Here is a 22022-nt window from a genome sequence, read left to right on the forward strand (position 1 = left end):
CTCAAAAGTAAAAGCCTAAGTAACCATTTCATGTGGAACAACGGTCCGTTCGCGGAGCGTCCACCCAAGCGCCTACGCTGATCCTGCTCAAAAAATCAAAACTAAAAAGGCTGTCCCCGCAGCCATTTCATAACTTGTGGGAACAGCCTTTGACATACATAGTAACTTCATTACGTCTGGATCAGCAGCAGGATAATGGACGACAGGGAGAGGCAGACGCTGGCAAGATAGAGCACGCCGACCACCTGTTTCTGGTTCAGACCGGCCTTGAGCAGACGGTAATGAACCTGAGTGGCGTCCGCCTGATAGATGGCTTGTCCCTTAAGGAAGCGTCTGATAACGACAAAAATATTGTCGAAGATCGGTACGCCCAGCGCGAGAATCGGAATAAACAGCGACAACACCGTGGCCTGCTTGAAGGCACCGTCCAGTGCAATCACCGCCAGAATGAAGCCGAGGAAGGTGGCGCCGGCATCGCCCATGAAGATTTTGGCCGGAGCCTTGTTGAAGCGCAAGTACGCCAGGGTAACCCCAATCAGCGAAACTGCCATGAAGGCTGAAGTAGATTGGCCCATCGTGAGTGCGACGACGAACAGGGTTACTGCCGAGATCGCTGTAAGTCCGCCGGCCAGACCGTCCATGCCGTCAGAGAAATTAATGACCGTAGTGACACCGAAGATCCAGATGATCGTCAGCAGGAACTGCAAAATGAACGGCAGTGAGATATAATCACCTGAGAACGGATTAATGAAGCCGGTGAACGCATTGCCGGAAAAGAACACCAGAACGGCGGCGGCAATCTGTACGATGAATTTGGGCAGAGCCGGGAAATCCTTACCTTTGGTTTTGTACCAGTCATCGATGGTTCCTATAGTCAGCAGAAGCACACCGCCAATGAACAGGGCGAGCGTCTCCAGGGTGAATTCACGTGCGAATAGCAGATATGTAATGAAAAAACCTACGAATATGGCATAGCTTGCCGTTAGCGGGATGGGCTCCCTATGGATTTTGCGTTCAACATCTTCCCTTGGCCTGTCCACGAAATCGAGCCGGAAAGCGAGCTTGGCCAGAGGAGGAATCAGCAGATAAACGATAAAAAATGACACGAGAAAAGCTAAACCGTATAAAATGACAATCACCCCGTTGATTTTTTAAAGGCCTAACTCAGATTATATCGCAGAAGGATGTATGTTGTCGAACTACATAAGCGAGATGGAGGAAATGATGAAATACGAATGTATCTTATTTGATGCCGATGATACACTGTTCGATTATGGAATGGCCGAGAGCCATGCCTTAAGCCATGCCTTCGCCCACTTCGGGCAGAAGACAGGCGCACAGGAGTATGCGGCCAGCTACAAGGAGATTAACCATGCCTTATGGAAGGATTTCGAGCAAGGGAAGATCACCTCTGCCGCCCTGCGCGTAGAACGGTTCAACCGGCTGTTTGCCGCCCGTCAGCTCACGTTCAAGCCGGAGGAATTCAGTGAAGCATACCTGCGCTTTCTCGGCGAGGGTACCTTCCTGATTCAGGGGGCTGCCGAGCTCTGCGGCGAGCTTGCCGGATGCAGGCTGGCTGTGATTACGAACGGAATCAGCGATGTGCAGCATGCCCGGATTAAGGGTTCCCCGCTCAGCGAGGTATTCGAAGCGGTAATTGTATCGGAAGAGACGGGCTACCAGAAGCCGGAGACGGGGATTTTTGATTATGCTTTTGCCAAGCTTAATCTGTCCGATAGACGCAAGGTGCTGATTGTTGGGGACTCTTTGACCTCTGATATCCGGGGCGGGAACAATTACGGCATCGATACATGCTGGTTCAATCCCTTGGGCAAGCCCGGTGATCCTGAGATAGTTCCGACCTATGAAATCCGCAGTCTGGATGAGTTGGTCGAGATCGTGAAGCGCGCGTAAACGGAATATACGGCAGCAGGCAGGTTGAAAGTTTCGCTCCCGTGTTAAATATATAGGGACGCTAAGTTCCTACTTTTTTAACAACAACATACGGGAGAGGATATTATGAAGAAAAAATGGTTGATTGCCGCAGTTGTCACCGGCATGACGGTAACGGGCTCGGCAGGGGTGTATGCGGGCACCAAACTGCAGCAGATTAAGGCTTATCTGAACCATAGCCTGGGTATTGTCGTGGATGGTAACCCGTTTTGGATGAAGGACGGTAATGGCAAAACCCTGACACCGATCACCTACGAAGGTCTCACCTACCTGCCGGTCCAGTCGATCGCTACGGTGCTGAAGGTGCCTATCAATTATGACTCGGTCAACTATAAAGTGAGAATTGGTGCCGGCAGCGCGGATATTCCTGCTCCGACTCCTGCTCCGGGAACCTCTACCGGCGGAGGGAATGCAACTCCTGCTCCAGTAGTGGAGGGAACGGCTAGACCGGTTAATCTGCCTAAGGACTTTCCGATTCCCCAGGATGCCCTGATTGCAATCACGCTGGATACGGATGCTAACGGCCAGAAGAAGGTGGCGTTCACGTATTCAACGCAGGAGACACTGGAGATTATGGGCTTCGTGTACAGTGAATATGCGCGGATTAAAAATCTGGATAATGCTTCGGAGTCTGTATCGGCCAGCAATGTCAAAATTTCGGGCAGACTCGGCGGGACAAGTCCTGTATCCATTACAGGCAAAGCCTCCACGGCCCGGCCCGGCTTCAACCTCTTCACGATCACCTGGTCGGAGAGCTGATCTGAGCTAGTAAGTTAAATTGTTATGCAGGCTTGGCTAACCCAAAAGAAACTCCGGCTTGTAAGTCAGCCGGAGTTTCTTCGTATGCAAACCGCCAGAGCTATTATCACTAGGATGATAACGTTAGACCTGCGGACGGGTATCCAGCGGCTTCAGGTGGGCCTCAATCTGTTCTCGCTTAGATTCCAGGAACGGCGGCAGGGCCAGCGCCTCGCCCAGATGCTCGACTTCCTCATCTGTGGCGAATCCCGGTCCGTCCGTTGCCAGCTCGAACAGAATACCATTCGGCTCCCGGAAGTACAGGGAGCGGAAGTAGAAGCGGTCTACAAAGCCCGAGTTCGGGAGCTGTACGCTGCGGATGCGTTCAATCCACTGCTTCAGCTCCTCTTCGTTATCGACGCGGAAGGCTACATGATGTACACCGCCCCGTCCCAGGCGCTCCTGTGGAAGATCGTTGCGTTCCTCCAGATGGATCTCCGTGCCGGAGCCGCCTTCACCGGTCTCAAACACGATAATATCCGGCTGGCCCGCCACCGGAGAAGGATAACTGCCTGCGCGGCGGAAGCCGAGCAGGTCCTCCAGAATCAGGGCCGTATGCTCAGCGGTCTCGACGGTCAGATGTGCGGGTCCCAGTCCGACAATGGCATACTCGGCAGGAACCGGGCTCTTGGCCCACGGCTTGCCGCCGGGCATGCCCTCGTTATGCTCATCCGAGACGAGGATGAGACGCTGGCCCTCATGGTCGGTGAAGGCCAGCGTCTTGCGGCCGCCGCGTTCGGTGATTCCCTCATGCTCTACGCCCAGTACCGTGAAGCGTTGTGTCCAGAAGAGCAGGGCATCATCGCCGGGAACACGCAGGGAGAGTGCGGAGATGCTGTTGTTGCCATCGCGGTTGCGCCCTGCGTTAGGCAGCTCGAAGAAGGTAAGCTCCGTGCCGGGATTCCCGGTCTCATCCCCGTAGAACAAGTGATAGACAGATACGTCATCCTGGTTGACGGTCTTCTTGATCAAGCGGAGTCCGAGCACTTCTGTATAGAATTTGTAGTTCTCCGGCGCTTTGGCGGTAATGGCAGATACATGGTGAAGTCCTTTTAATGTTAAACTCATGGGAATACCTCCTGAGATTTGAGTTGGTATATAAAAGCTGTAAATTACTTATTAATATTAAGTTACTATAATTTTAATAGTAAATGAGTAATTTTGCAAGGTGTATTTCAAGATCGGTATTTATTATTCAGGAAAGCGGGGTTAATCATGCACACCAGATCAAGTCTGATGAAGCAGCTGGAGAGGATGGGGATCGATCCGCAGGGGACACTGCTGGTCCACTCCTCGCTCAAAAGCATTGGTGAAGTGGAAGGGGGAGCAGATACCGTACTGGATGTTCTCTCAGAATATATGAAGGAGGGGCTACTGGTCCTGCCGACCCATACCTGGTCTTATATCGACGGGCAGAATCCGCGCTTCTCGGTGCTGGAGTCGCCCGTCTGCGTGGGGATTCTGCCGGAGCTGTTCCGTAAGCGGCCGAACGTGATCCGTTCCTGGCATCCCACGCATTCAGTGGCGGCGCTGGGCAGGGATGCAGCGGTGTTCACAACCGGAGATGAGCGCTGGGATACGCCTTGTGCGCGCGGCTCGGTCTATGGCAAGCTGCTGGACCGGGGAGCGGAGATTATGCTGCTCGGTGTGGATCTGCGGAGGAATACGTTCATTCACGGCATTGAAGAGTGGGTGGATATTCCCGGCCGGATGACGGACGGGCATGAGGCGCTCTATACTGTGACGCCGGCAGGGGAGGAGATTGCGGTGCCTTCGCGCAGACACTGCGGATTGTCCTGGTCGCAGCATTTCTGGAAGGTGGAGTCCGTGCTGGAGGACGGCGGAGCGCTGCGCAGGGGCAGCTTCGGCGATGCGGCGGTTATGCTCTGCGGCACAGTAGAGACTACACGTATCCTGAGCGGCATGCTCAGAGAGAACCCGGATCTGTTCTCGGATAACGAGCCGCTCTCCGGGGAGGATGTGCCTGAGGCGCTGCCGAAGACGAAGCGGGGGCAAGCTGTACAGGTAGGACAGGAGCATACCAAGAGTTAATTCCAGCCGGATATTTACGGGTCTCTGGCAGGTCTCTATCAATGTATGGTATATTATTCTCACAAAAACATAGTAAGGAGATTGGAAATGACAAAAACTTTGATCTTTGGTCACAAAAACCCGGATACAGATACGATCTGCTCGGCTATTGCTTATGCGGCACTGAAGAAGGAACTGGGCTGGGATGCCGAGCCGGTCCGTCTTGGAGACATCAGCGGAGAGACACAGTTCGCCCTCGACCACTTCGGGGTAGAAGCACCGCGTTTGGTGGAGAACGTAGCCGCCGAAGCTGAACAAGTGATTCTGGTTGACCATAATGAACGCCAGCAAAGTGCGAATGATATCGATCAGGTTCGTGTGGTTGAGGTTATTGATCATCACCGGATTGCGAACTTCGAGACAGCCTATCCGCTGTATTACCGGGCTGAGCCGGTCGGCTGTACAGCTACCATTCTGAACAAGCTGTACAAAGAGAATGGCGTGGCCATTCCTAAGAACATCGCCGGTCTGATGCTGTCCGCTATCATTTCCGATTCCTTGCTGTTCAAATCGCCGACCTGCACAGAGCAGGATGTGGCAGCTGCGCGTGAGCTTGCGGCTATTGCCGGAGTAGATGCTGAGAGCTATGGCCTGGACATGCTCAAAGCCGGTGCAGACCTGAGCGACAAGAGTATTGCCCAACTGATCTCTTTGGATGCCAAGGAATTCAAGATGGGTGAATATAAGGTGGAGATTGCCCAGGTTAACGCTGTGGATGTGAATGATGTTCTATCCAAGCAGCCGGAGCTGGAAGCGGCACTTACCGCGATTATTGATGACAAGGGACTGGATCTGTTCCTGTTCGTAGTTACCGATATCCTGAACAACGATTCCGTGGGTCTCGCCCTGGGCCGCGTAGCAGAGGCTGTAGAGCAGGCTTACAATGTGAAGCTGGATGATAACAAGGCTGTGCTGAAGGGCGTAGTATCCCGTAAATCACAGATTGTACCGGTTCTTACCGAGACGATCGCCAAGCTGTAATTGCTGCTTCCGGGTGCACCCGGAGCAAGAAGGTTGTCCCGTGACCGGCTGTACCTTTTCCTCAGGAAATTGTGCAGCCGGTTTTATTTTACAATTCACAGCAACTCCTTGACGCCTGAAGGGTATAAACAGCATAGGACATTATATAGGGGGACGGGAATAATGGGGAAGATGCGCAAGCTGGCGATTTCAACAATGTGCCTGATGATGGTCTCGGGAGGAGGCCTGCTGTATGCTGCTGCCGGCAAAACAGATCTCTCATTCTATGTGAATAATATGCTGCTCAAGCAGTCTGCACTATCCTCGGACGGCGGGGTCTATGTGCCTGTGGAACAGCTTTCTGAGAATATGCAGGCGATTGTATCTGTGGACGACTCAGCAGGGACGGTCAAGATCTACAAGCCTAATGTGAACACGGTGCTGCTGGATGAGCAGGGCAAGATTTTTGGCAAAGTCAGAATGGACACCAGCAATACCTTCTCTGCCCTGGTGCAGGTGGATGATCTCAAAACAGATATCTCCGATCTGAAAATTACCATTACAGACCCGGCAGGCAAGACGGATGTTGTGGATAACCAGCCAATAACAGAGAAGAAGGACAGCTTCTGGTTCAAATCGTCAGCGTATAATTATAAGGTTACCGACAAGGGGAACTATATGATTCAGGTGTACTTCAAGGATGCTGCGTCCAAGAAATGGTTCATCGTTTCTGAACTGCAGATATCGACCACTTCATAATAACCACAGGAGGCGGTTCCATTGATTAAAATCTACCCTGCTGCGTCTGCGCACCAGTTCGACTACGGCTGGCTGAAGGGCAGTCATGTCTTCTCCTTCGGGGATTTCTATGATCCGGACAATACGGCCTTTGGGCCGATGCGCGTCTGTAACGATGATACGATCGCTCCGGGCAAAGGCTTCGGCGCCCACCCGCACAGTGACATGGAGATTGTCTCCATTGTACTGTCCGGCGTGCTTCGTCATGAGGACAACCTGGGCAATGTCGCGCAGACGTCCTTCGGCGGCATCCAGCGGATGTCGGCAGGGACCGGCGCGATTCATACGGAGCATAACCCTTCGGACAGTGAGCCGGTCCGCCTGCTTCAGCTATGGTTCATGCCCAAGACCCGGGGGACGGCTCCCTCCTATGCAACCGGACGCTTCGATCCGGCCAAGCTTGAAGGACGCCTGCTTCCGGTAGTAGCGGCCGAAGCGTCGGAGGAGATTGTCGATATAGCCCAGGATATGACGATTTATCTGGGGAAGGCCGAAGCGGGCGGGCAACTGGATTTCCGGCAGGAGCCGGGGCGGCGCGGCTTTGTATATCTGGTTGAAGGACAGCTTACCCTGAACGGGGAGGATGTGCTGAAGCCGGGCGATTCGGCAAGAATCGAGGACATAGCGCAGCTGGAGCTGAAGGCTGATGAGAATATACTGGTCATGGTGATTGATCTGCCGTAATGAGCGGCGGGATACAGACATGAAGGAGGAGCGCGAATGGCAGAACAGGAAAGAGTGCTGGTGAAGCATTCCGTAACCGGGCGCATGCTTGTGAACAGCATGGAGGGAGCCGGGTACACCTTTGATGAGCAGGGCGGGCTAACCTTGATCACCCTGACGAATGTGGCGGCAGATAAGGGCGCTGCGGTGGTGGAGCTGAAGGCGGAGCTTAATGTATTCCGCTTCGAGGAGCCTGCGGACGGGCCGGTCATCAAGCATTGGTACTACGTTGGAGATCAGCCTGTAACCTATGATGCAGACTCCGGGCGCTTAACGATAGCCGTGCAGTCCGAAATCGAATACCGGCCAGATCAATACTGGGCCTAATCCCTTCGCAGACTCCACCCCATGTGCTTACAATAGGCGTGAGGTTCGGGGTCTGCTGCTTCATGTGCTTTTATGAAAATAGATGAAAATGGGACAAATGAACTTGACAATACGTTCCAGAACGACTAGCTTTGTTATGAAACGTAACATGTACATAAGAAAAGACAGGAGAAATGAAGCGGATGGATTTGTTTGCGGCGATGGAGCGGGAGGATTACGAGGAAGTGCTGTTTTGTCAGGATAAGGCATCGGGGCTGAAGGCGATTATTGCGATTCACGACACCACGCTGGGACCGGCGCTGGGCGGAACGAGAATGTGGACCTATGCAACGGAGGAGGAGGCGCTTATCGACGCCCTTCGTCTGGCTAAAGGCATGACGTATAAGAATGCGGTGGCCGGGCTGAATCTGGGCGGCGGTAAGACCGTTATTATCGGTGATCCGCACACAGACAAGAACGAGGCGATGTTCCGCGCCTTCGGCAGATACATACAGGGCTTGAACGGCCGTTACATTACAGCAGAGGATGTAGGCACTACGGAAGAGGATATGGATATTATCCATCAGGAGACCGACTTCGTTACCGGAATATCGGCTTCCTACGGCTCGTCCGGCAACCCCTCACCGGCTACAGCCTTCGGCGTATATCAAGGCATGAAGGCCGCAGCGAAGGCTGCCTTCGGCAGTGATTCCCTGGCAGGCAGAACCGTCGCCGTGCAGGGTGTCGGCAATGTCTCCTTTACACTATGTAAGTATCTGCATGAAGAAGGCGCACGCCTGCTGGTAGCAGATATTCATAGTGAGGCAGTGAACCGGGCCGTCCAGGCTTACGGGGCAGCGGCTGTAGACCCGGCCGACATTATTGAGGCAGATTGTGACATCTATTCGCCATGTGCGCTTGGTGCCACCATTAATGATGAGTCGCTGCCGCGGCTTAGAGCCAAGGTGATTGCAGGAGCTGCCAATAATCAGCTCAAGGAGCCGCGTCACGGGGACGCGCTGCACAAGATGGGAATTGTCTACGCTCCGGACTATGTAATTAACGCCGGTGGCGTTATTAATATTGCCGATGAATTGAACGGTTACCACAAGGAACGGGCGTACAAGCAGATAGCCCGAATCTATGACAGCATCACCTGTGTGCTGGAGATTTCCCGCCTGAAGGGGATTCCGGCCTATGCGGCTGCGGATCAGCTGGCAGAAGAACGGATATCCCTGCTGCGCAACAGCCGCAGCACTTTCCTGCGGAACGGACAGCATGCCCTTAGCCGGAGATAAGTCCCCAGTCGGGGCGCCTAATTTCGACTTTATTCTGCTTTTTATCCATTCCTAGTTAGAATTGTGAGAAATGTAGTAGTGCTCACCATGGACAATAAGGAAAATAGAACCAGGAATAATTTTGCATGAATGAAAGGCGGAGACCCATGGGAGCACTGCACATGAATACGGCAGCGATGAATTATGGAAGCAGGGAATCTTATTTTGACGGGAAGCTTATTGAGTACATTGGGTGGTGCCTCGCCGGCTGGCTGGTTACGGTCTGTACCTTCGGTATCTGCTATCCTTGGTCAGTAGTAATGCTCTACCGCTGGAAGATCGAGCATACCGTGGTGGAAGGGCAGCGCCTGCGGTTTGACGGTTCAGCCGTCAGTCTGTTCGGACAATGGATCAAGTGGTTCCTGCTGACAGTGATTACGCTCGGGATCTACGGCTTCTGGGTGGTCATTAAGCTGGAGCAGTGGAGAACGAAGCATACCCACTTTCAATAAGAAGCTGCATGCTTCAAATATTCTTAAGATGCGAAGAAGAGCCATTCTCCGGTTATGGGGGATGGCTCTTCTGTGTGGATTTCGGGATTTTGAAGCAAGACTAGTCTGTGCAGCCAGCTTGCAGGTTGCTTATTGTGCTTTTTGCGGCTCGGGATAAGTAACGCCAAGCGTATCAACGGTGACCTTCTTCATGACCGGCGGCTGATCCGGACGGTCATTCTTGCCACGCGGCAGACTGACGATGGCCTGGACCGTTTCAAGTCCTTCAGTAACCTTGCCGAAGGCGGCGTAATCGCCGTCAAGGCTTGGATAAGCTGCGGCCATAATGAAGAACTGGGAGCCGGCAGAGTCCATATCCTGGCTTCTCGCCATGGATAGTACGCCTTCAGTATGCAGCAGATTATTGGTGAAGCCGTTGTTATTGAATTCTCCGGCAATACTGTAGTCCGGTCCACCCATTCCTGTGCCATCCGGGTCCCCGCCCTGGATCATGAAGCCTGGAATGACCCGGTGGAAGATGGTTCCGTCATAGAAGCCCTTCTTAATCAATGAAATGAAGTTGTTGACCGTATTGGGGGCAACCTCAGGATACAGCTCGGCCTTAATAACAGCGCCGTTATCCAACTCGATCGTAACCACCGGATGGCTGGCTGTGGCTGAAGGCACACCTTCTGTAACGGTGACGCTCTCCTGCGGTGCTGCTGTGGCCTCACTGCCTGCTCCGGAACTGCTGTTACCATTACCGGCGGCATTATTATTCACTGGCTTATTGCCGCAGCCCGCCAGAATGACGAGCATCATGCACATCACCGCAAGCAGGATGACGGGTTTTCTTGTGATAGACTTCACTTCAGAATCTCTCCTTTTGTCCAAATATAAGAATTTATATGTTGCACACGATAAATTATCCTTCTATTTCTCGCTGAAACGGTACCGTCCTTTAAAAGGACGGCAAAGCCGTTTCCACTTGTTGAATAATCTGGTGCATTCACTTCTGTATCATACCTTCTTTGTCCTGCTTCTGGCAAAGTCTGCTTCTGCGGCCTGCCGGATTCTGCTACTTTGGTGCGGGCTGCTCTTTGGCGGAAGCGAGCGTCGTTCCCTCGGGAACCGGCAGTAAGGCGCTTTTGGAGATGCCGATGAGCTGGGAGCTGTAGATTCCGCTGTGCCCGGAGAACTGATAGCTGATGATGCAGGCGATGAACATATAGACCGCTCCGCCGGAGCCGAACAGCTCGATGCCCATTATGAAGCAGGCAAGCGGTGTGTTGGTTGCTCCGCAGAAGACAGCGATGAAGCCAAGTGAAGCCAGAAAAGGCCCATATAGATGAAGAACTCCGGCCAAGCTGCTCCCCAGGGAAGCTCCGATGGCGAACAGCGGCGTCACTTCGCCGCCCTGGAAGCCGGTCCCCAGAGTGAACGCGGTGAAGATCAGCTTCCATAGAAAAGCGAAGGGCGATACGCCGTTTTCGAAGGAACTACTGATCAGTGGAAGGCCCAGCCCCAGATAGTCCCGGGAACCGGCTATGTAGACCAGGGCGATAATGATCAGCCCGCCGGCGGCGCTTTTGAGCATAGGATTACGGATTATGGCGGTGAAGGTCCGCTTCAGATAATGGGTAAGCTCACTGAACAGCAGGCTGCATAGGCCGAACAAGATGGAGGCGATTATAACCTTGACCAGCACCAGTGCATCCATGCCGGGGAAGACATCTACTTGATAGTGGATATGGTGAACGCCCCACAAGCGGGAGGCTACCAGATCACCGGTGAAGCTGGCGGCAAAACAGGGCAGCAGTGCCTTATGGCTGATCAGCCCGATGGCGATCACCTCGAGGCCGAACACCGTTCCGGCCAGCGGGGTGCCGAAGATGGAGCCGAAGCCGCCGCTGATGCCGCACATCAGCAGGATTCGGCGGTCTAGCGGACCGATTCTGAGCCAGCGGCCGAGTGCTTCTGCCAGACTGCCGCCCATCTGCACTGCCGTGCCTTCACGTCCGGCCGAGCCGCCGAAGAGATGGGTAATCAGCGTCCCGCCAAGGACCAGCGGGGCCATGCGCAGCGGAATCGCTTCGTTGCCCTGGCGGATCTGCTCCAGAATCAGGTTATTCCCCTTGCTGCTGCTCTTGCCGTAACGCATATACATTCCGCTGACGAGCGCGCCTCCTGCCGGAAGCAGGAAGAGCAGCCAGGCATGCTCCAGCCTTACCTGGGTGACCGCGTTCAGACTGGCCAGGAACAAGGCCGAGGCACTTCCTGCCAGCAGCCCGACCATTCCCCCCAGAATCACCCATTTCACGAATGTACTCCAGAGCGCAAGCTGGCTCTGGCGCGCTGCAAGCTCTGCCCACCGTTCATACTTCCTCTTCATTATGGCTAATGCCCCCCGACCCGAAATAAATACTAACCTGAAATCAAAACAGACTCCTACCAGCGTAGTTAACCACTGGTAGGAGTCATTAGCCCCGAAGGGCGGTTATGGCGAACTCCATCGCCGCAATTGAATGAAACTATCGTAAGCCGATTATCTCCAAAAGTCAATATGAACCTGGACTGTGTGTGAACGCTCCGGCAGGAACGCTTAGCCGTATCTATTCGTCACCGTTCGAGCCATTCAGCACATCGGTACCGGGCATGGCATCAGGGTCCGGGGAGACCGGGTCAACGCTGCTTCCGGGAACCAGCTCATCTGCATCCGGGACATCCTCCAGCGGAGCGGATTCCTCCGCTTCTCCTGTCACCTCTTCCTCCGAATCCGAATAATCAATCACGCTGCCGGTTAATCCGGCTGCGCCAGCCGTGTATATAGCATCCGACTCCAGCAGCTCATCCCGCTGCGGACCGGCTGTGGCAGAAGCAGGAGCGGGGCGGTCTGCACGCGGCCCAAGCCCGGCGTCCGGTACATTCAGGCCGATGTCGGCTGCTAGAATAGGATCGCTCTCAAGCGCCGGATCCGAGCCGTCATCCACTACACCGTCGAAATCGATCGGTGTGAAGTGAGCAGGGTCATGACTGGCCAGTGCAGATTCCAACGGGCGGTTCCCGGCGCCAACGGTTTCCTCACTGGGGCTTTGCTCAGTAATCGTGCCAAGCGGACGCAATTCTTCCAGCGGAATATCCTGCTCCGGGGAGACACCGCCCATTTTGGTATAGCGCTCATATGCAAAGTCGGCTTCCGTCTTATTGAATTCATTACCCATCGTCAATCAGCTCCCTTATCCCTTGATGTAAGTTTTCTTCATCTTTATAGTACAACTATACCCGTTTAAGCAGCGGCGAATCTGTCCGGCATCCAGGCTGGCCATCTGATTAATATATTCATTTCTCCGGCAGAATAACCGGAATAGATGAATTAACCGAGCCGTTTCGAGGTTATTTGCAGTCTGAAGGCAGGTATAGTGCAAACGTTGTCGAAAATAAGAATCATATGGACTACATAAATACAACTAACGATTCACTGAGGTGCCACAATGAAGTTAGCATCAACCAAAACAGCCGCAGTCTTCATTATGCTGCTGCTTGTAATAACCATCATTCCAGCGGGAATCGCCATAGAATGGGGCGGACATACAGAAGCGGAAATTCCATCCTGGGAGCTGAAGTGGGAAACGGCTGGGAATAGCGGTATAGAAGCTGCAACGGCAGGGCCGGCCGCCGAATGGACGCGGGTACGGGCCAGGGAGGCCAGGCCCCTTCCGCCATCTGGTACCCCTTCCGCTTGGATGCGGCTTACCTTGCCCCCTACTGGAGCAACTTCCGCTATTCTGATCGATAGAGTATTTGGCGACAACCTGAAAGCATATATAGACAACCGGCTAATCTACGATTCCAGCGGGGATGTGGAATATAGCGGCAACAAGGTGCTGATTCCGATCCCGGCGCTAGACAGTGCGAAGCCGCTCTATCTGTGGAATGCGGGAAGCGGGGAGTTTGGAATCGAGGGGGATGTAAGGGTCGGCAGCTATAATCAGCTGCTGTCCTTTTATGTGAAGCAGGATCTGGTGGACGTTGTGCTCGGAGCCGCCATGATCTTCATGGCTGGAGCGTTGCTGATCTGCCTGCTGTTCCTTAAGCCTGAATTTTTCTACAGCGGTTTCTTTCTGGCCCTGGTCATCCTGTCCTTTGGAGTGCTGCTGCTGACATACTCTCCGTTTCTGACGCTGATTTTAAGCCGGGGGGATCGTCTGAGACAGATCAGCTTCGATTTGGCCCTGTTTACCATTATGCCGGCGTTCACGCTTTATTTTGAACAGTTATTCGGACCGGGCAAGCGGGGCTTCACTACCCGTGTGCGTAAATTTCAACTGGCATATTCCCTGATCTGTACCGCAGCGCTTATTCTGAATGCCGCACTTTCCTTCCGGCTGGACGCGCTGTATGCCGTTCTGACTATTAACGCAACCGGTGTACTAATGATTGCCCAGTTTGTCTACCTGCTGTATCTGGCGTTTTCTTATGCCCGCAGGGGCAATTCAGATGCCATCCTTTTCACTGCCGGCTTCTCCGTATTTGCCTTGGTCTCCGTGGCGGAGCTGCTGCGTTACTTCCTTTCAATGGAGAGATATCATCTGTACTGGTGGAAATGGGGCATGGTGGTATTCATTCTTTCCCTGATTGCTATTCTGGGGAAACGGTTTGCGGGAAGCCATGAGAAGGCGCTGGAATACGCCAGGGAGCTGGAGAAATTCAATAATGAGCTGCAGCGTTCGGAGAAAATGGAGATTATCAGTGAGCTTGCCGCCTCGGTGGCCCATGAGGTGCGTAATCCGCTCCAGGTCACGCGCGGGTTCCTGCAGATTCTGGGGGAGCGCTCCGGCAATAAGGAGAAGGAGTATCTGAAGATGGCTGTGGGGGAGCTGGACCGGGCCTCGGTGATCATTACCGATTTCCTGACCTTTGCGAAGCCGGGCTTGGATATCGTGGATGTATTCGAAGTCTCGGGGGAGCTGAGGCATGTGTCGGGAATCCTGTTGCCGCTGGCTAATTTGCAGGGCGGCTCGATAGATCTGCGTCTGCAGCAGGAGCTTCAAGTGACGGGCAGTCCGGCCAAGTTCAAGCAGGCATTTATTAATCTGATCAAGAACAGCATTGAATCACTGCAGGAGGAGGGGCAGATTGTCGTAACGGCCTGGAGAACAGGCAACTGGGTAATCATCAGCGTGAAGGATAACGGCGAGGGGATGAAGGTCAGCGAGCTGGCCCGGCTGGGAGAACCGTATTACTCCAATAAGACCAAGGGCACGGGGCTTGGCCTCATGGTCACCTTCCGTATTATTGAAGCAATGAACGGCACGATTAAGTTCAACAGCCGCAAGGGCGAAGGGACCGAGGTGCTTATTAAATTGCCGGCCTCCACCAGGAATTAGTAAAAATTTTGGTTTATTCCGTTTTTTTGAAGGAATGGGCAGAGTGTGGGGCGAAATAGTAACACTACAGAACTTTGCTTCTAAAACTATCCTCTGAGGTGCTTGCATGTCTTTGATGGTCAAAAGTTTACATACAGCGTTAGTATTGTTTCTGCTTTGCCTAACTTGCGGAAGCCTCCTGGTGTCCGCGCAAAGTGCCTCCCCTGCCAGTGAGATCAGACATTGGCAGATGAAGTGGCAGGAGGGGCCGGATGATGGCGGACTCCAGGCTCCGGTAACGGAAGACCAGGGGTGGATCGATGTGGAGGCGAAGGCCGAGATGCCGCTCAAGCCTTCCGGGGTATCGTCTGCCTGGACCAAGATTACTTTGCCCTCCTATCATTACGTGTCCCCCTCCGTCTATATTCAGACGATCTATGCGCTGCATGTGAAGGTGTATGTGGAGGACCGGCTGGTTTTTGAAGGGGATCGCGGCTTTATTATGGATAATTATTCCTTGCTTGTGCCTCTGGATATGCGGGATAACGGAAAGACGCTCTATATCTGGACGCAGACGCTCCAGGACCGGATCGGAATCAAAGAGCAGGTGATGCTCGGTGAGCACAGTATTCTAATCAAGGACTATATCAAAAACGGGCTTATAGATGTGATTCTGGGCGGCGCTTTTATCTTTGTGGCGGCGGTTCTGTTTGTGTGCGCATTTTTCCTTAACAAGGAGTATTTCCCCGTGGCAGCTTCGCTCTCCATTGTCATTGCCTCTACCGGTGTGCTATCTGTAACCTACTCGCCCTTCATGTATACCTTCTATAGCTATTTAGGCGGGCTCAATGTAATTTTGTTCGATGTGGCACTGTTGTCCCTGTTACCCGCCCTGACCTTCCTGTTCGAGAAAATATTCGGCGCAGGCAAATACGGCATCATCCGCAGGTTCCGCAAATTCCAGATGGCCTATTCCTTATTCTGCTGTCTTCTCCTTATTATTAATGCTCTATCCGGGGGCCGGTATGTGGAATTCTACTACTTCATCTCCACCAACATTATCGGCATTATTATGATTCTACAATTCATTCTGCTGATCGGCTGCGTAATTGTGTTCTCCCTGAAGCGCAACAAGGATGCGATCATCTTCGCATGCGGCTTCGGTACGGCTGCTCTTACCGGGATCTTGGAGCTGCTGTGGTATTATTTCAGACGCGGGAATTATGATCTCTTCTACTGGAAATGGGCGCTGGTTGTATTCATTCTCTCGCTGATTGTGATTCTGGGGCGGCGGCTGGCGCAGAACCACAGCCAAGTGGTGAAGTATTCGCAGGAGCTGGAGCTGTTCAACAACGAATTGCAGCGTTCGGAGAAAATGGAGATTATCAGCGAGCTGGCAGCATCGGTAGCCCATGAAGTACGTAACCCGCTCCAGGTGACCCGGGGGTTCCTCCAGCTGCTCAGCGAGAAGTCGAGCGGGGACGAGCAGAGATACTTGTCCATGGCACTCAGTGAGCTGGACCGGGCGGCGAGTATTATTACCGATTTTCTGACCTTTGCCAAGCCGGAATTTGAACATGTCTCCCTGCTGTATGTGAATGAAGAGTTCATGCATATCCAGAGCATACTGCTGCCATTATGCCATTTGAACGGGGGCAAAATGATTCTGGAGGTGGAAGACGGCCTGTGGGTCAAAGGGAATTCCTCGAAATTCAAGCAGGCGATGATTAATATCATCAAGAACAGCATTGAATCCCTGGGGGAGGAAGGTACAATTCATCTGCTGGCCTACAGCCGGGGGGATAAGGTGCATATTCATATTAAGGATAACGGGGCAGGCATGGAACCGGCTGTACTTAGCCGTCTGGGCGAGCCGTATTTCTCCTCCAACAAGACGAAGGGTACAGGGCTAGGGCTGATGGTTACCTTCCGTATTATTGAGGCGATGGAGGGCGAAATCCGCTTTATGAGCAAAAAAGGAGCCGGAACCGAGTCCATCACCCTTCTGCCGCGTGCAGAAGGACCGGACGATTCCAACTCCCGATAATAGTATGACTTGAGGATGCTACCAGGTTCCCATTGGGGTGATACGTGTCTTCATTACATCGGAAGACGGGCTTGGGGGAATGACCAGGTAGAATTCATTCGAGCCTTCCTCTACGGTCTTCAGTGTAATGTTGTCAGGAAGGTTAATGCCCAGCGCTTCCTGGAGTGCTGCCTTCGGATCTGCAAGCAGTCTTTGTTTGAATGCCGGATCTTCCCACGCCTTCTGAATTACCTGATTCTTAAGAACTCCTACTGACAATACAATCACCCTTTCAAAATGGTTATAATTGCCTTTTTAGTATAGCATAGGCCATTCTATAATTCTATTGCTATTTGTATAAATTATGAGAGGTTTGCGTGCGTAGATAGCCAGTAATCCAGCCCCCCGCCCAGCAGTAATTGCTTCTGTGCTTCAATGGCAGCGGCGATCTGCTGCAGATTCTGCACGAGCATGAGATGGAAGGATACCAGCAAGGGCAGCTGCAAGCCGGCCTCTTCCAGCATCAGATGGTTGGCCTGGGCCGTTGCCGTATATTCAGTAAATCCGCCTGCTACATATATGAAGTCCTTCACTGCTGCTACGGTCAGCGGTTCTCCCGCGGCAATCCCTGTACAGGATCGTACCAGTGACAGCAGGCAGTTGTAGCTGCCGTCCTCCAGATCCTGCTCCCAATCTTCGTAGTCGTCAAGCAGCTGGAGGGTCAGCAGCACGGTGTGAATCATCTCTTCGGCTTCGGGAATGGACGAGGACTGGCTGGAGAGCAGCAGCGCGGCTGTACTGCTAAGCTTAAGCGGGCTGGCCTTATGAGAGATACGGATACGGTCATTCAGGTAGTAATCGCTGCCGGCTTCACTGCTCACACTGTCTGCCCACTCGCTGATGTAACGGCTGAAGCAGGACCAGAAGGGGGAATCTGCCGGGAATAGCGGAAGGTAGGTAGCCAGAAACTCCACATAGAGCAGATTGGCAAGCGGCAGCGCTTGCGCAGCCGAGGCCTCCGGACTGTCCATCAGGTCATCCTGGAGGAAGAAGTAGAGCATGAGGAAGACGTTACCTGCGGACATCCTGCGGGCCAGTTCAGGATTCAGGCCACAAGGGTCTTGGAGCCAGAAGGGTAGCAAGTAACAGATATAATTCTTGTTGCTGTCCGGGTTGAACACGTTGAACTGATTGAGATACGACAGGCCGCGGGCGTTAAGCGGCTCTGGAAACGCAGAGATCACCCTGCGGTTCTCCTCAAAAACTACACGGAGCTCGTCCTCATAAGCATGAAGCCAATCCATAGGCTTGTCCCCTGTCAATTATGTATTTTCCTTCTAATAATAGGCAAAAAGTGGTTATTCGATCCTATTATAATCCTGCGGTGGTCCTATTTCAATCCAAAGTTTGTTGCTGTGTGGCTCAGTATCACCGGAGGAACAGGAGTGTACCAAAAAAAGAAACCGCCCTTTGGTGAAATGGAGTACTCACACAACCATTTCAAAGGAGAGGTTTCTTAAGTATGTTCCATTGTGTTCTTACGTAATGTAGTCTACCGAACAGCCTCTGCATCCAGCTTGGCGGCAAGTGCGGTATATTCCCCGCGCAGGCGGACCAGCTTCGAGATGCTGCGCTCCAAGCCGCCCGGCCGGTTGCGACGGGTCCATAGCTGGCGATACTGGTGGAGCAGCAGATCCAGGTCATGGATCAGCGCCTGAACCTTCGCTGCCTTAAGCTTCGGATCGGCTGCGGCGAGCTGCTGCTTGAGCCGGGTGAGCTGCACGGCATGCTTCACGAAGTGTATGCCGCTGCGCAGCTCTTCTATGACCAGCCCGGCATCGCTGCATTCCAGAACCGGCTGCTCAAGCCTGGCTTCGAGGCCAAGAATGTATTTCTCCAATTGGTGAAGCTGCTCTACAGGCAGCTTCACAGCCAGCTGAACATGCTCCAGATGGCTGCGCAGCAGCATGGACATCTCTGTATCATTCGGGCGGACTGTGCCCGACTCCAGCTTGTAGTAGTTGCCCAGATCAAGCAGCAGTTGCCCGATGGTTCCTGAGCGGTCTTGGAAGACTGCCGTGTTCAGATAATGAGCCACATCCGCCTCCAGATTCCCCTCTACATTCCAGGCCAACGCTGCCCCGTAAGCGAATCCGGCATAGCTGACCGGCAGATGCTGCCAGTGGCCGAAATCGCCCCAATCGGTAATCAGGTAGCCGATAGCGCCGTTTCTCTTGCCATGTACCGCAGCGCTGCGCAGATTGGCAAGCATGTTGTCGGTCCGCCCGGTGAGCGAGTTCCAGGAGCTGGTTCCCGGACAGACATAGAACGGGATGCCTGCTTCCTTGAATTTGCGGGTATCCGCTTCAAAAGGATGAGCCGCGCTGTACCCCCACTCCATGGCGATGATATCCTTCGGCAGCCGGGGGATCAGCTCGGGATGCTGGATGATGATATCGCCCCAGAACTGCATGGTTTTACCGCGCTGCTTGACCAGTCCATGAATCTTCTGCAGGAAGGAGAGGTACAGCTCGCCTTTGCCGGAAGACTCCGCCAACGCCTGGCTTGCGCCAAGTCCCAGTTCATAGGTCTCATCGCAGCCGACATTGAACATCTCTGAGCTGAAGTAGGGAAGAAGGTCATCGTACATCGAGCCCAGGAGCTGCAATACCTCAGGGTCCTCCGTATGGAAGGTCCCGGGAGGCATGAACAATCCTTCCGGGTATAAATCGCTATCAACCATCTGATCCGGGAGCATGAAGCCTGCGGGGATCTCCGCCAGATGGTTGAACTCCGGCCGGGTCAGCCAGCCCTCCATATGGCCGAAGCTGTTCTGGTTTGGCACCAGCTCAATATACCGCTCGCGGCAGTAGGCATCTAAGCGCAGAATTTCATCGCCGGTGAGCGGAGTTTCCAGTTCCCATACCTGCGTGAAGGACTCGTAAGCAAATGGAGCTCCTTCTATATATAGCTGCAGCTGATTCAGCTTGAGATCCGCCATGAGATCAATGATCCGGTACAGGGTATCCAGCGTGGGGATTTTGTTGCGGCTGATATCAAGCATCAGTCCTCTGGCTGCGAAATCCGGCTGATCGCAGATATGCAGATAAGGCAGCGTCCGGCCGTACTGCTGCAGGAGCTGCTTCAGCGTCGCGGCTGCATAATAAGCACCTTGCGGCGAACCGTAAGCGGCAATTAGGCCTTTTTCGTTAACGTGCAGCTCATAGGCTCCTTCTGCAAGTAGTGCGTTATAGTGGAAAGTACAAGCCGGAACTGCAGCAGACCGCTGCCCTATGGACAGAGGCAAACTGAGACGGACCACCTCGGAAGCGGTCTGTTGAAGCCTGCGGGCTGCGGGAAGGGCGGACAACGGGTCCTCACCGGCCAGCACAATGCTGCCCCGGGAAGGAAGGTGGAACTGTCCTGCGGATACCGTGATCTTATGCGGCCGGGGAAAAAGCTGTAAGTGAACATCATCAGACATAGCGTGGACACCTCTTATTCATGTAGAATATGATCATCTTCATTATCAACATATCACTCCTGAACACATGGAGGAATGCAGTGTATGCCCAAGCTCATGGATTATATGATCAGTCCCTATCCTGTAAGAATTATTGATCCGAAGGTGGAGGCCGCAAGGCTGCGCCTGAAGTCGATCCGTATCGGGCAAGCCGGCCATCTGCCGGGAAGAACGTTGTTTCGTTCGGGTGTCACCTTTGAACACTGGGCCCTTGTATATATAGTCGCAGGAGGCGGAACTTATACGGAGAACGGAGGACCAGAGCAGCAGGTCCGGGAGGGAAGCCTGTTTTTTTTCAGACCCGGCTGCAGCTACAGCTTCGGACCGCCACCTGGCGGGTATTGGGATGAATACTATATTAATTTCAGCGGAAGCCGTGTCACAGAGTGGCTGGAAGCCGGAATGATTGCGGGTGGAGAGGTAACCCGGGGGGATAAGGCGGAAGAGCTGAAAGCCTCCTTTGAAAAGGTTCTGGCGTACATGACCGGGGATGTTCCCGGTGAGGCGGACCGGGCTGCGCTGCTGCTGGAGGAGATGCTGCTGGAATACTCGCTGCAGCTCCAGGGCAGCCGCCGCCCATGGCAGCAGGAAGCCATGCCGCTGATCCGTGAGGCGCTGAATGCCTGCATCTATGAGAAGCCGGATCTGCCGCGCATAGCCGAAGACCTGCACCTGTCCATGTCTACACTCCGGCGCACCGTGCGGCGGAGCAGCGGGTACCCCCTGCATGAATATATCCACCGGCTGAAGATGGCCGAGGCCAAGCATTTGCTGCTAAATACCTCCCTGCAGGTGCAGGAGATAGCGGGAATGCTTCATTATAGGGATAGTTTTTATTTTTCAAGGTTATTCAAAAAATATATGGGCCTCTCTCCGCAGATCTGCCGGAATCATATATGACAAGTGGAAATAGAAGAATAAGGTATCTTGTGAAACATATAAATTCTTATGTTTTATAAAAAAAACGACATTTTTCTACTTATTTCCTCAAAATGATCTTGGAATAATGTCGTATTTTGCAGATTTTTGTTGACACGCAGAAAAAAACAGTGCTATGCTCTAGATAATATTAGCAGTTCTAGAATAGTACTTCTAGACTATGCCGGAGATGAGACTATTGAGAGAGTATTACTGCATCAGTTGCCGCAGTCTCCATAAAGTGGTAGGACCTAGTCATACCTTGCGTATTTTGTCCACCGGGTATCATATCGTTGGCGAACAGCGCTATCAAATTTGTATATGCAATGAGGCCAAGCTGGAGCAGGTTGTTCCGGCGGCGACTGAATAGACTGTGCCGGGTGAACTCACCGGATAACTGAAGACATCCTGTCTTTCGAAGAGCCTGTCCCTGGAGGGAAAGGCTCTTTGTCATGACCGGAGCGGAACTGGATAATATTGCATACGCTATCATTTGAGAAGATGGATAGAGCTGGTTAATTTTTCATGAAAAAAGAATAATTATACCCATTTTATTTTCAAAGTAAACGCTATCATTAGAAATCGAAACTTGTTATTGTGATTTTTCTCATGTATGATGCTTTTAAACATAGCTTAGAATAAACTCGAATTTTCCACAAACTGGAGAATAGGGTGGTGGGATGAACATTAAATTAACAGCAGAAGATCGTACTATCGCCTTTTTTAGAATCTTTTCTTTGTCCCTCACATCGTTTATGTACCTCATGGTTCCTGCGGGACCTTCCGTAATAT

20 protein-coding genes and 1 riboswitch are annotated in these 22022 nt (G+C 52.9%); of the genes, 12 read left to right on the forward strand and 8 right to left on the reverse strand.

Features of this window, described 5'->3' with window-relative positions; genetic code table 11:
* Positions 1-170: 170 nt before the first annotated feature.
* The gene (locus MKZ07_RS28445) at positions 171-1130 is read right to left on the reverse strand and encodes an MraY family glycosyltransferase (RefSeq protein WP_372238069.1); all 960 of its coding nucleotides are present in this window, start codon (positions 1128-1130) and stop codon (positions 171-173) included.
* A gap of 94 nt (positions 1131-1224) precedes the next feature.
* Here MKZ07_RS28445 and MKZ07_RS28450 point away from each other — a divergent pair, with 94 nt between their 5' ends.
* Entirely contained in the window at positions 1225-1914 is a 690-nt protein-coding gene (locus MKZ07_RS28450) for a YjjG family noncanonical pyrimidine nucleotidase (RefSeq protein ID WP_036693787.1), read from the forward strand.
* A 105-nt stretch (positions 1915-2019) separates the two neighbouring features.
* The gene (locus tag MKZ07_RS28455) at positions 2020-2712 is read left to right on the forward strand and encodes a hypothetical protein (RefSeq protein WP_051493334.1); all 693 of its coding nucleotides are present in this window, start codon (positions 2020-2022) and stop codon (positions 2710-2712) included.
* Positions 2713-2835: 123 nt separating this feature from the next.
* Here MKZ07_RS28455 and MKZ07_RS28460 read toward each other — a convergent pair whose 3' ends face one another.
* Positions 2836-3819 (reverse strand): ring-cleaving dioxygenase, encoded by a 984-nt coding sequence (locus MKZ07_RS28460; protein ID WP_341028896.1) that lies wholly within the window; start codon positions 3817-3819, stop codon positions 2836-2838.
* Positions 3820-3966: 147 nt separating this feature from the next.
* Here MKZ07_RS28460 and MKZ07_RS28465 point away from each other — a divergent pair, with 147 nt between their 5' ends.
* The 7 genes from MKZ07_RS28465 to MKZ07_RS28495 all read left to right on the forward strand — a co-directional run bounded on the left by MKZ07_RS28465 (position 3967) and on the right by MKZ07_RS28495 (position 9418).
* Positions 3967-4803: an AAC(3) family N-acetyltransferase gene (locus MKZ07_RS28465; protein ID WP_084648866.1), complete on the forward strand. Its 837-nt coding sequence runs from the start codon at positions 3967-3969 to the stop codon at positions 4801-4803.
* An 87-nt stretch (positions 4804-4890) separates the two neighbouring features.
* Positions 4891-5823: a manganese-dependent inorganic pyrophosphatase gene (locus MKZ07_RS28470; RefSeq protein ID WP_036693574.1), complete on the forward strand. Its 933-nt coding sequence runs from the start codon at positions 4891-4893 to the stop codon at positions 5821-5823.
* A gap of 162 nt (positions 5824-5985) precedes the next feature.
* Positions 5986-6561: a hypothetical protein gene (locus tag MKZ07_RS28475; protein ID WP_036693576.1), complete on the forward strand. Its 576-nt coding sequence runs from the start codon at positions 5986-5988 to the stop codon at positions 6559-6561.
* A gap of 21 nt (positions 6562-6582) precedes the next feature.
* The gene (locus MKZ07_RS28480) at positions 6583-7284 is read left to right on the forward strand and encodes a pirin family protein (protein WP_341028900.1); all 702 of its coding nucleotides are present in this window, start codon (positions 6583-6585) and stop codon (positions 7282-7284) included.
* A 36-nt stretch (positions 7285-7320) separates the two neighbouring features.
* Positions 7321-7650, forward strand: coding sequence for a hypothetical protein (locus MKZ07_RS28485; protein WP_036693580.1), 330 nt, complete (start codon positions 7321-7323; stop codon positions 7648-7650).
* Between the two features lie 182 nt (positions 7651-7832).
* Positions 7833-8927: a Glu/Leu/Phe/Val family dehydrogenase gene (locus MKZ07_RS28490; RefSeq protein WP_341028904.1), complete on the forward strand. Its 1095-nt coding sequence runs from the start codon at positions 7833-7835 to the stop codon at positions 8925-8927.
* 146 nt (positions 8928-9073) lie between these two features.
* Positions 9074-9418, forward strand: a complete 345-nt coding sequence (locus tag MKZ07_RS28495; RefSeq protein ID WP_445670311.1) for a DUF6693 family protein — start codon at positions 9074-9076, stop codon at positions 9416-9418.
* 129 nt (positions 9419-9547) lie between these two features.
* On the opposite strand, the gene MKZ07_RS28500 is transcribed toward MKZ07_RS28495, so the two are convergent.
* The 3 genes from MKZ07_RS28500 to MKZ07_RS28510 form a co-directional block, all read right to left on the reverse strand.
* A complete protein-coding gene (locus MKZ07_RS28500; protein ID WP_341029794.1) occupies positions 9548-10225 on the reverse strand; it encodes a peptidylprolyl isomerase in 678 nt (225 codons plus the stop codon).
* A 250-nt stretch (positions 10226-10475) separates the two neighbouring features.
* Positions 10476-11789, reverse strand: coding sequence for a voltage-gated chloride channel family protein (locus MKZ07_RS28505; RefSeq protein ID WP_036693586.1), 1314 nt, complete (start codon positions 11787-11789; stop codon positions 10476-10478).
* Positions 11790-11861: 72 nt separating this feature from the next.
* Positions 11862-11923: riboswitch (Fluoride riboswitch) on the reverse strand.
* 86 nt (positions 11924-12009) lie between these two features.
* The gene (locus MKZ07_RS28510; RefSeq protein WP_341028908.1) at positions 12010-12618 is read right to left on the reverse strand and encodes a hypothetical protein; all 609 of its coding nucleotides are present in this window, start codon (positions 12616-12618) and stop codon (positions 12010-12012) included.
* A 270-nt stretch (positions 12619-12888) separates the two neighbouring features.
* Here MKZ07_RS28510 and MKZ07_RS28515 point away from each other — a divergent pair, with 270 nt between their 5' ends.
* Both MKZ07_RS28515 and MKZ07_RS28520 read left to right on the forward strand, forming a co-directional pair.
* Positions 12889-14784, forward strand: a complete 1896-nt coding sequence (locus MKZ07_RS28515) for an ATP-binding protein (RefSeq protein WP_341028911.1) — start codon at positions 12889-12891, stop codon at positions 14782-14784.
* A 181-nt stretch (positions 14785-14965) separates the two neighbouring features.
* On the forward strand, positions 14966-16810 hold the full coding sequence (locus MKZ07_RS28520) for a sensor histidine kinase (RefSeq protein WP_235218383.1): 1845 nt from the start codon (positions 14966-14968) through the stop codon (positions 16808-16810).
* A gap of 18 nt (positions 16811-16828) precedes the next feature.
* Here MKZ07_RS28520 and MKZ07_RS28525 read toward each other — a convergent pair whose 3' ends face one another.
* The 3 genes from MKZ07_RS28525 to MKZ07_RS28535 all read right to left on the reverse strand — a co-directional run bounded on the left by MKZ07_RS28525 (position 16829) and on the right by MKZ07_RS28535 (position 20273).
* Positions 16829-17077 carry an NHLP leader peptide family RiPP precursor gene (locus MKZ07_RS28525; protein ID WP_372238068.1) on the reverse strand — a complete coding sequence of 83 codons (249 nt, stop codon included), beginning with the start codon at positions 17075-17077 and terminating at the stop codon, positions 16829-16831.
* Between the two features lie 74 nt (positions 17078-17151).
* Positions 17152-18093: a hypothetical protein gene (locus tag MKZ07_RS28530; protein ID WP_036693794.1), complete on the reverse strand. Its 942-nt coding sequence runs from the start codon at positions 18091-18093 to the stop codon at positions 17152-17154.
* Positions 18094-18341: 248 nt separating this feature from the next.
* Positions 18342-20273, reverse strand: a complete 1932-nt coding sequence (locus MKZ07_RS28535; RefSeq protein WP_051493337.1) for a beta-N-acetylhexosaminidase — start codon at positions 20271-20273, stop codon at positions 18342-18344.
* A gap of 84 nt (positions 20274-20357) precedes the next feature.
* On the opposite strand from MKZ07_RS28535, the gene MKZ07_RS28540 reads away from it, so the two are divergent.
* Positions 20358-21212, forward strand: a complete 855-nt coding sequence (locus tag MKZ07_RS28540) for an AraC family transcriptional regulator (protein ID WP_036693594.1) — start codon at positions 20358-20360, stop codon at positions 21210-21212.
* Positions 21213-22022 lie beyond the last annotated feature (810 nt).

The sequence above is a fragment of the Paenibacillus sp. FSL P4-0338 genome (genome assembly GCF_038002365.1).
Classification (GTDB): Bacteria; Bacillota; Bacilli; order Paenibacillales; family Paenibacillaceae; genus Paenibacillus_AQ.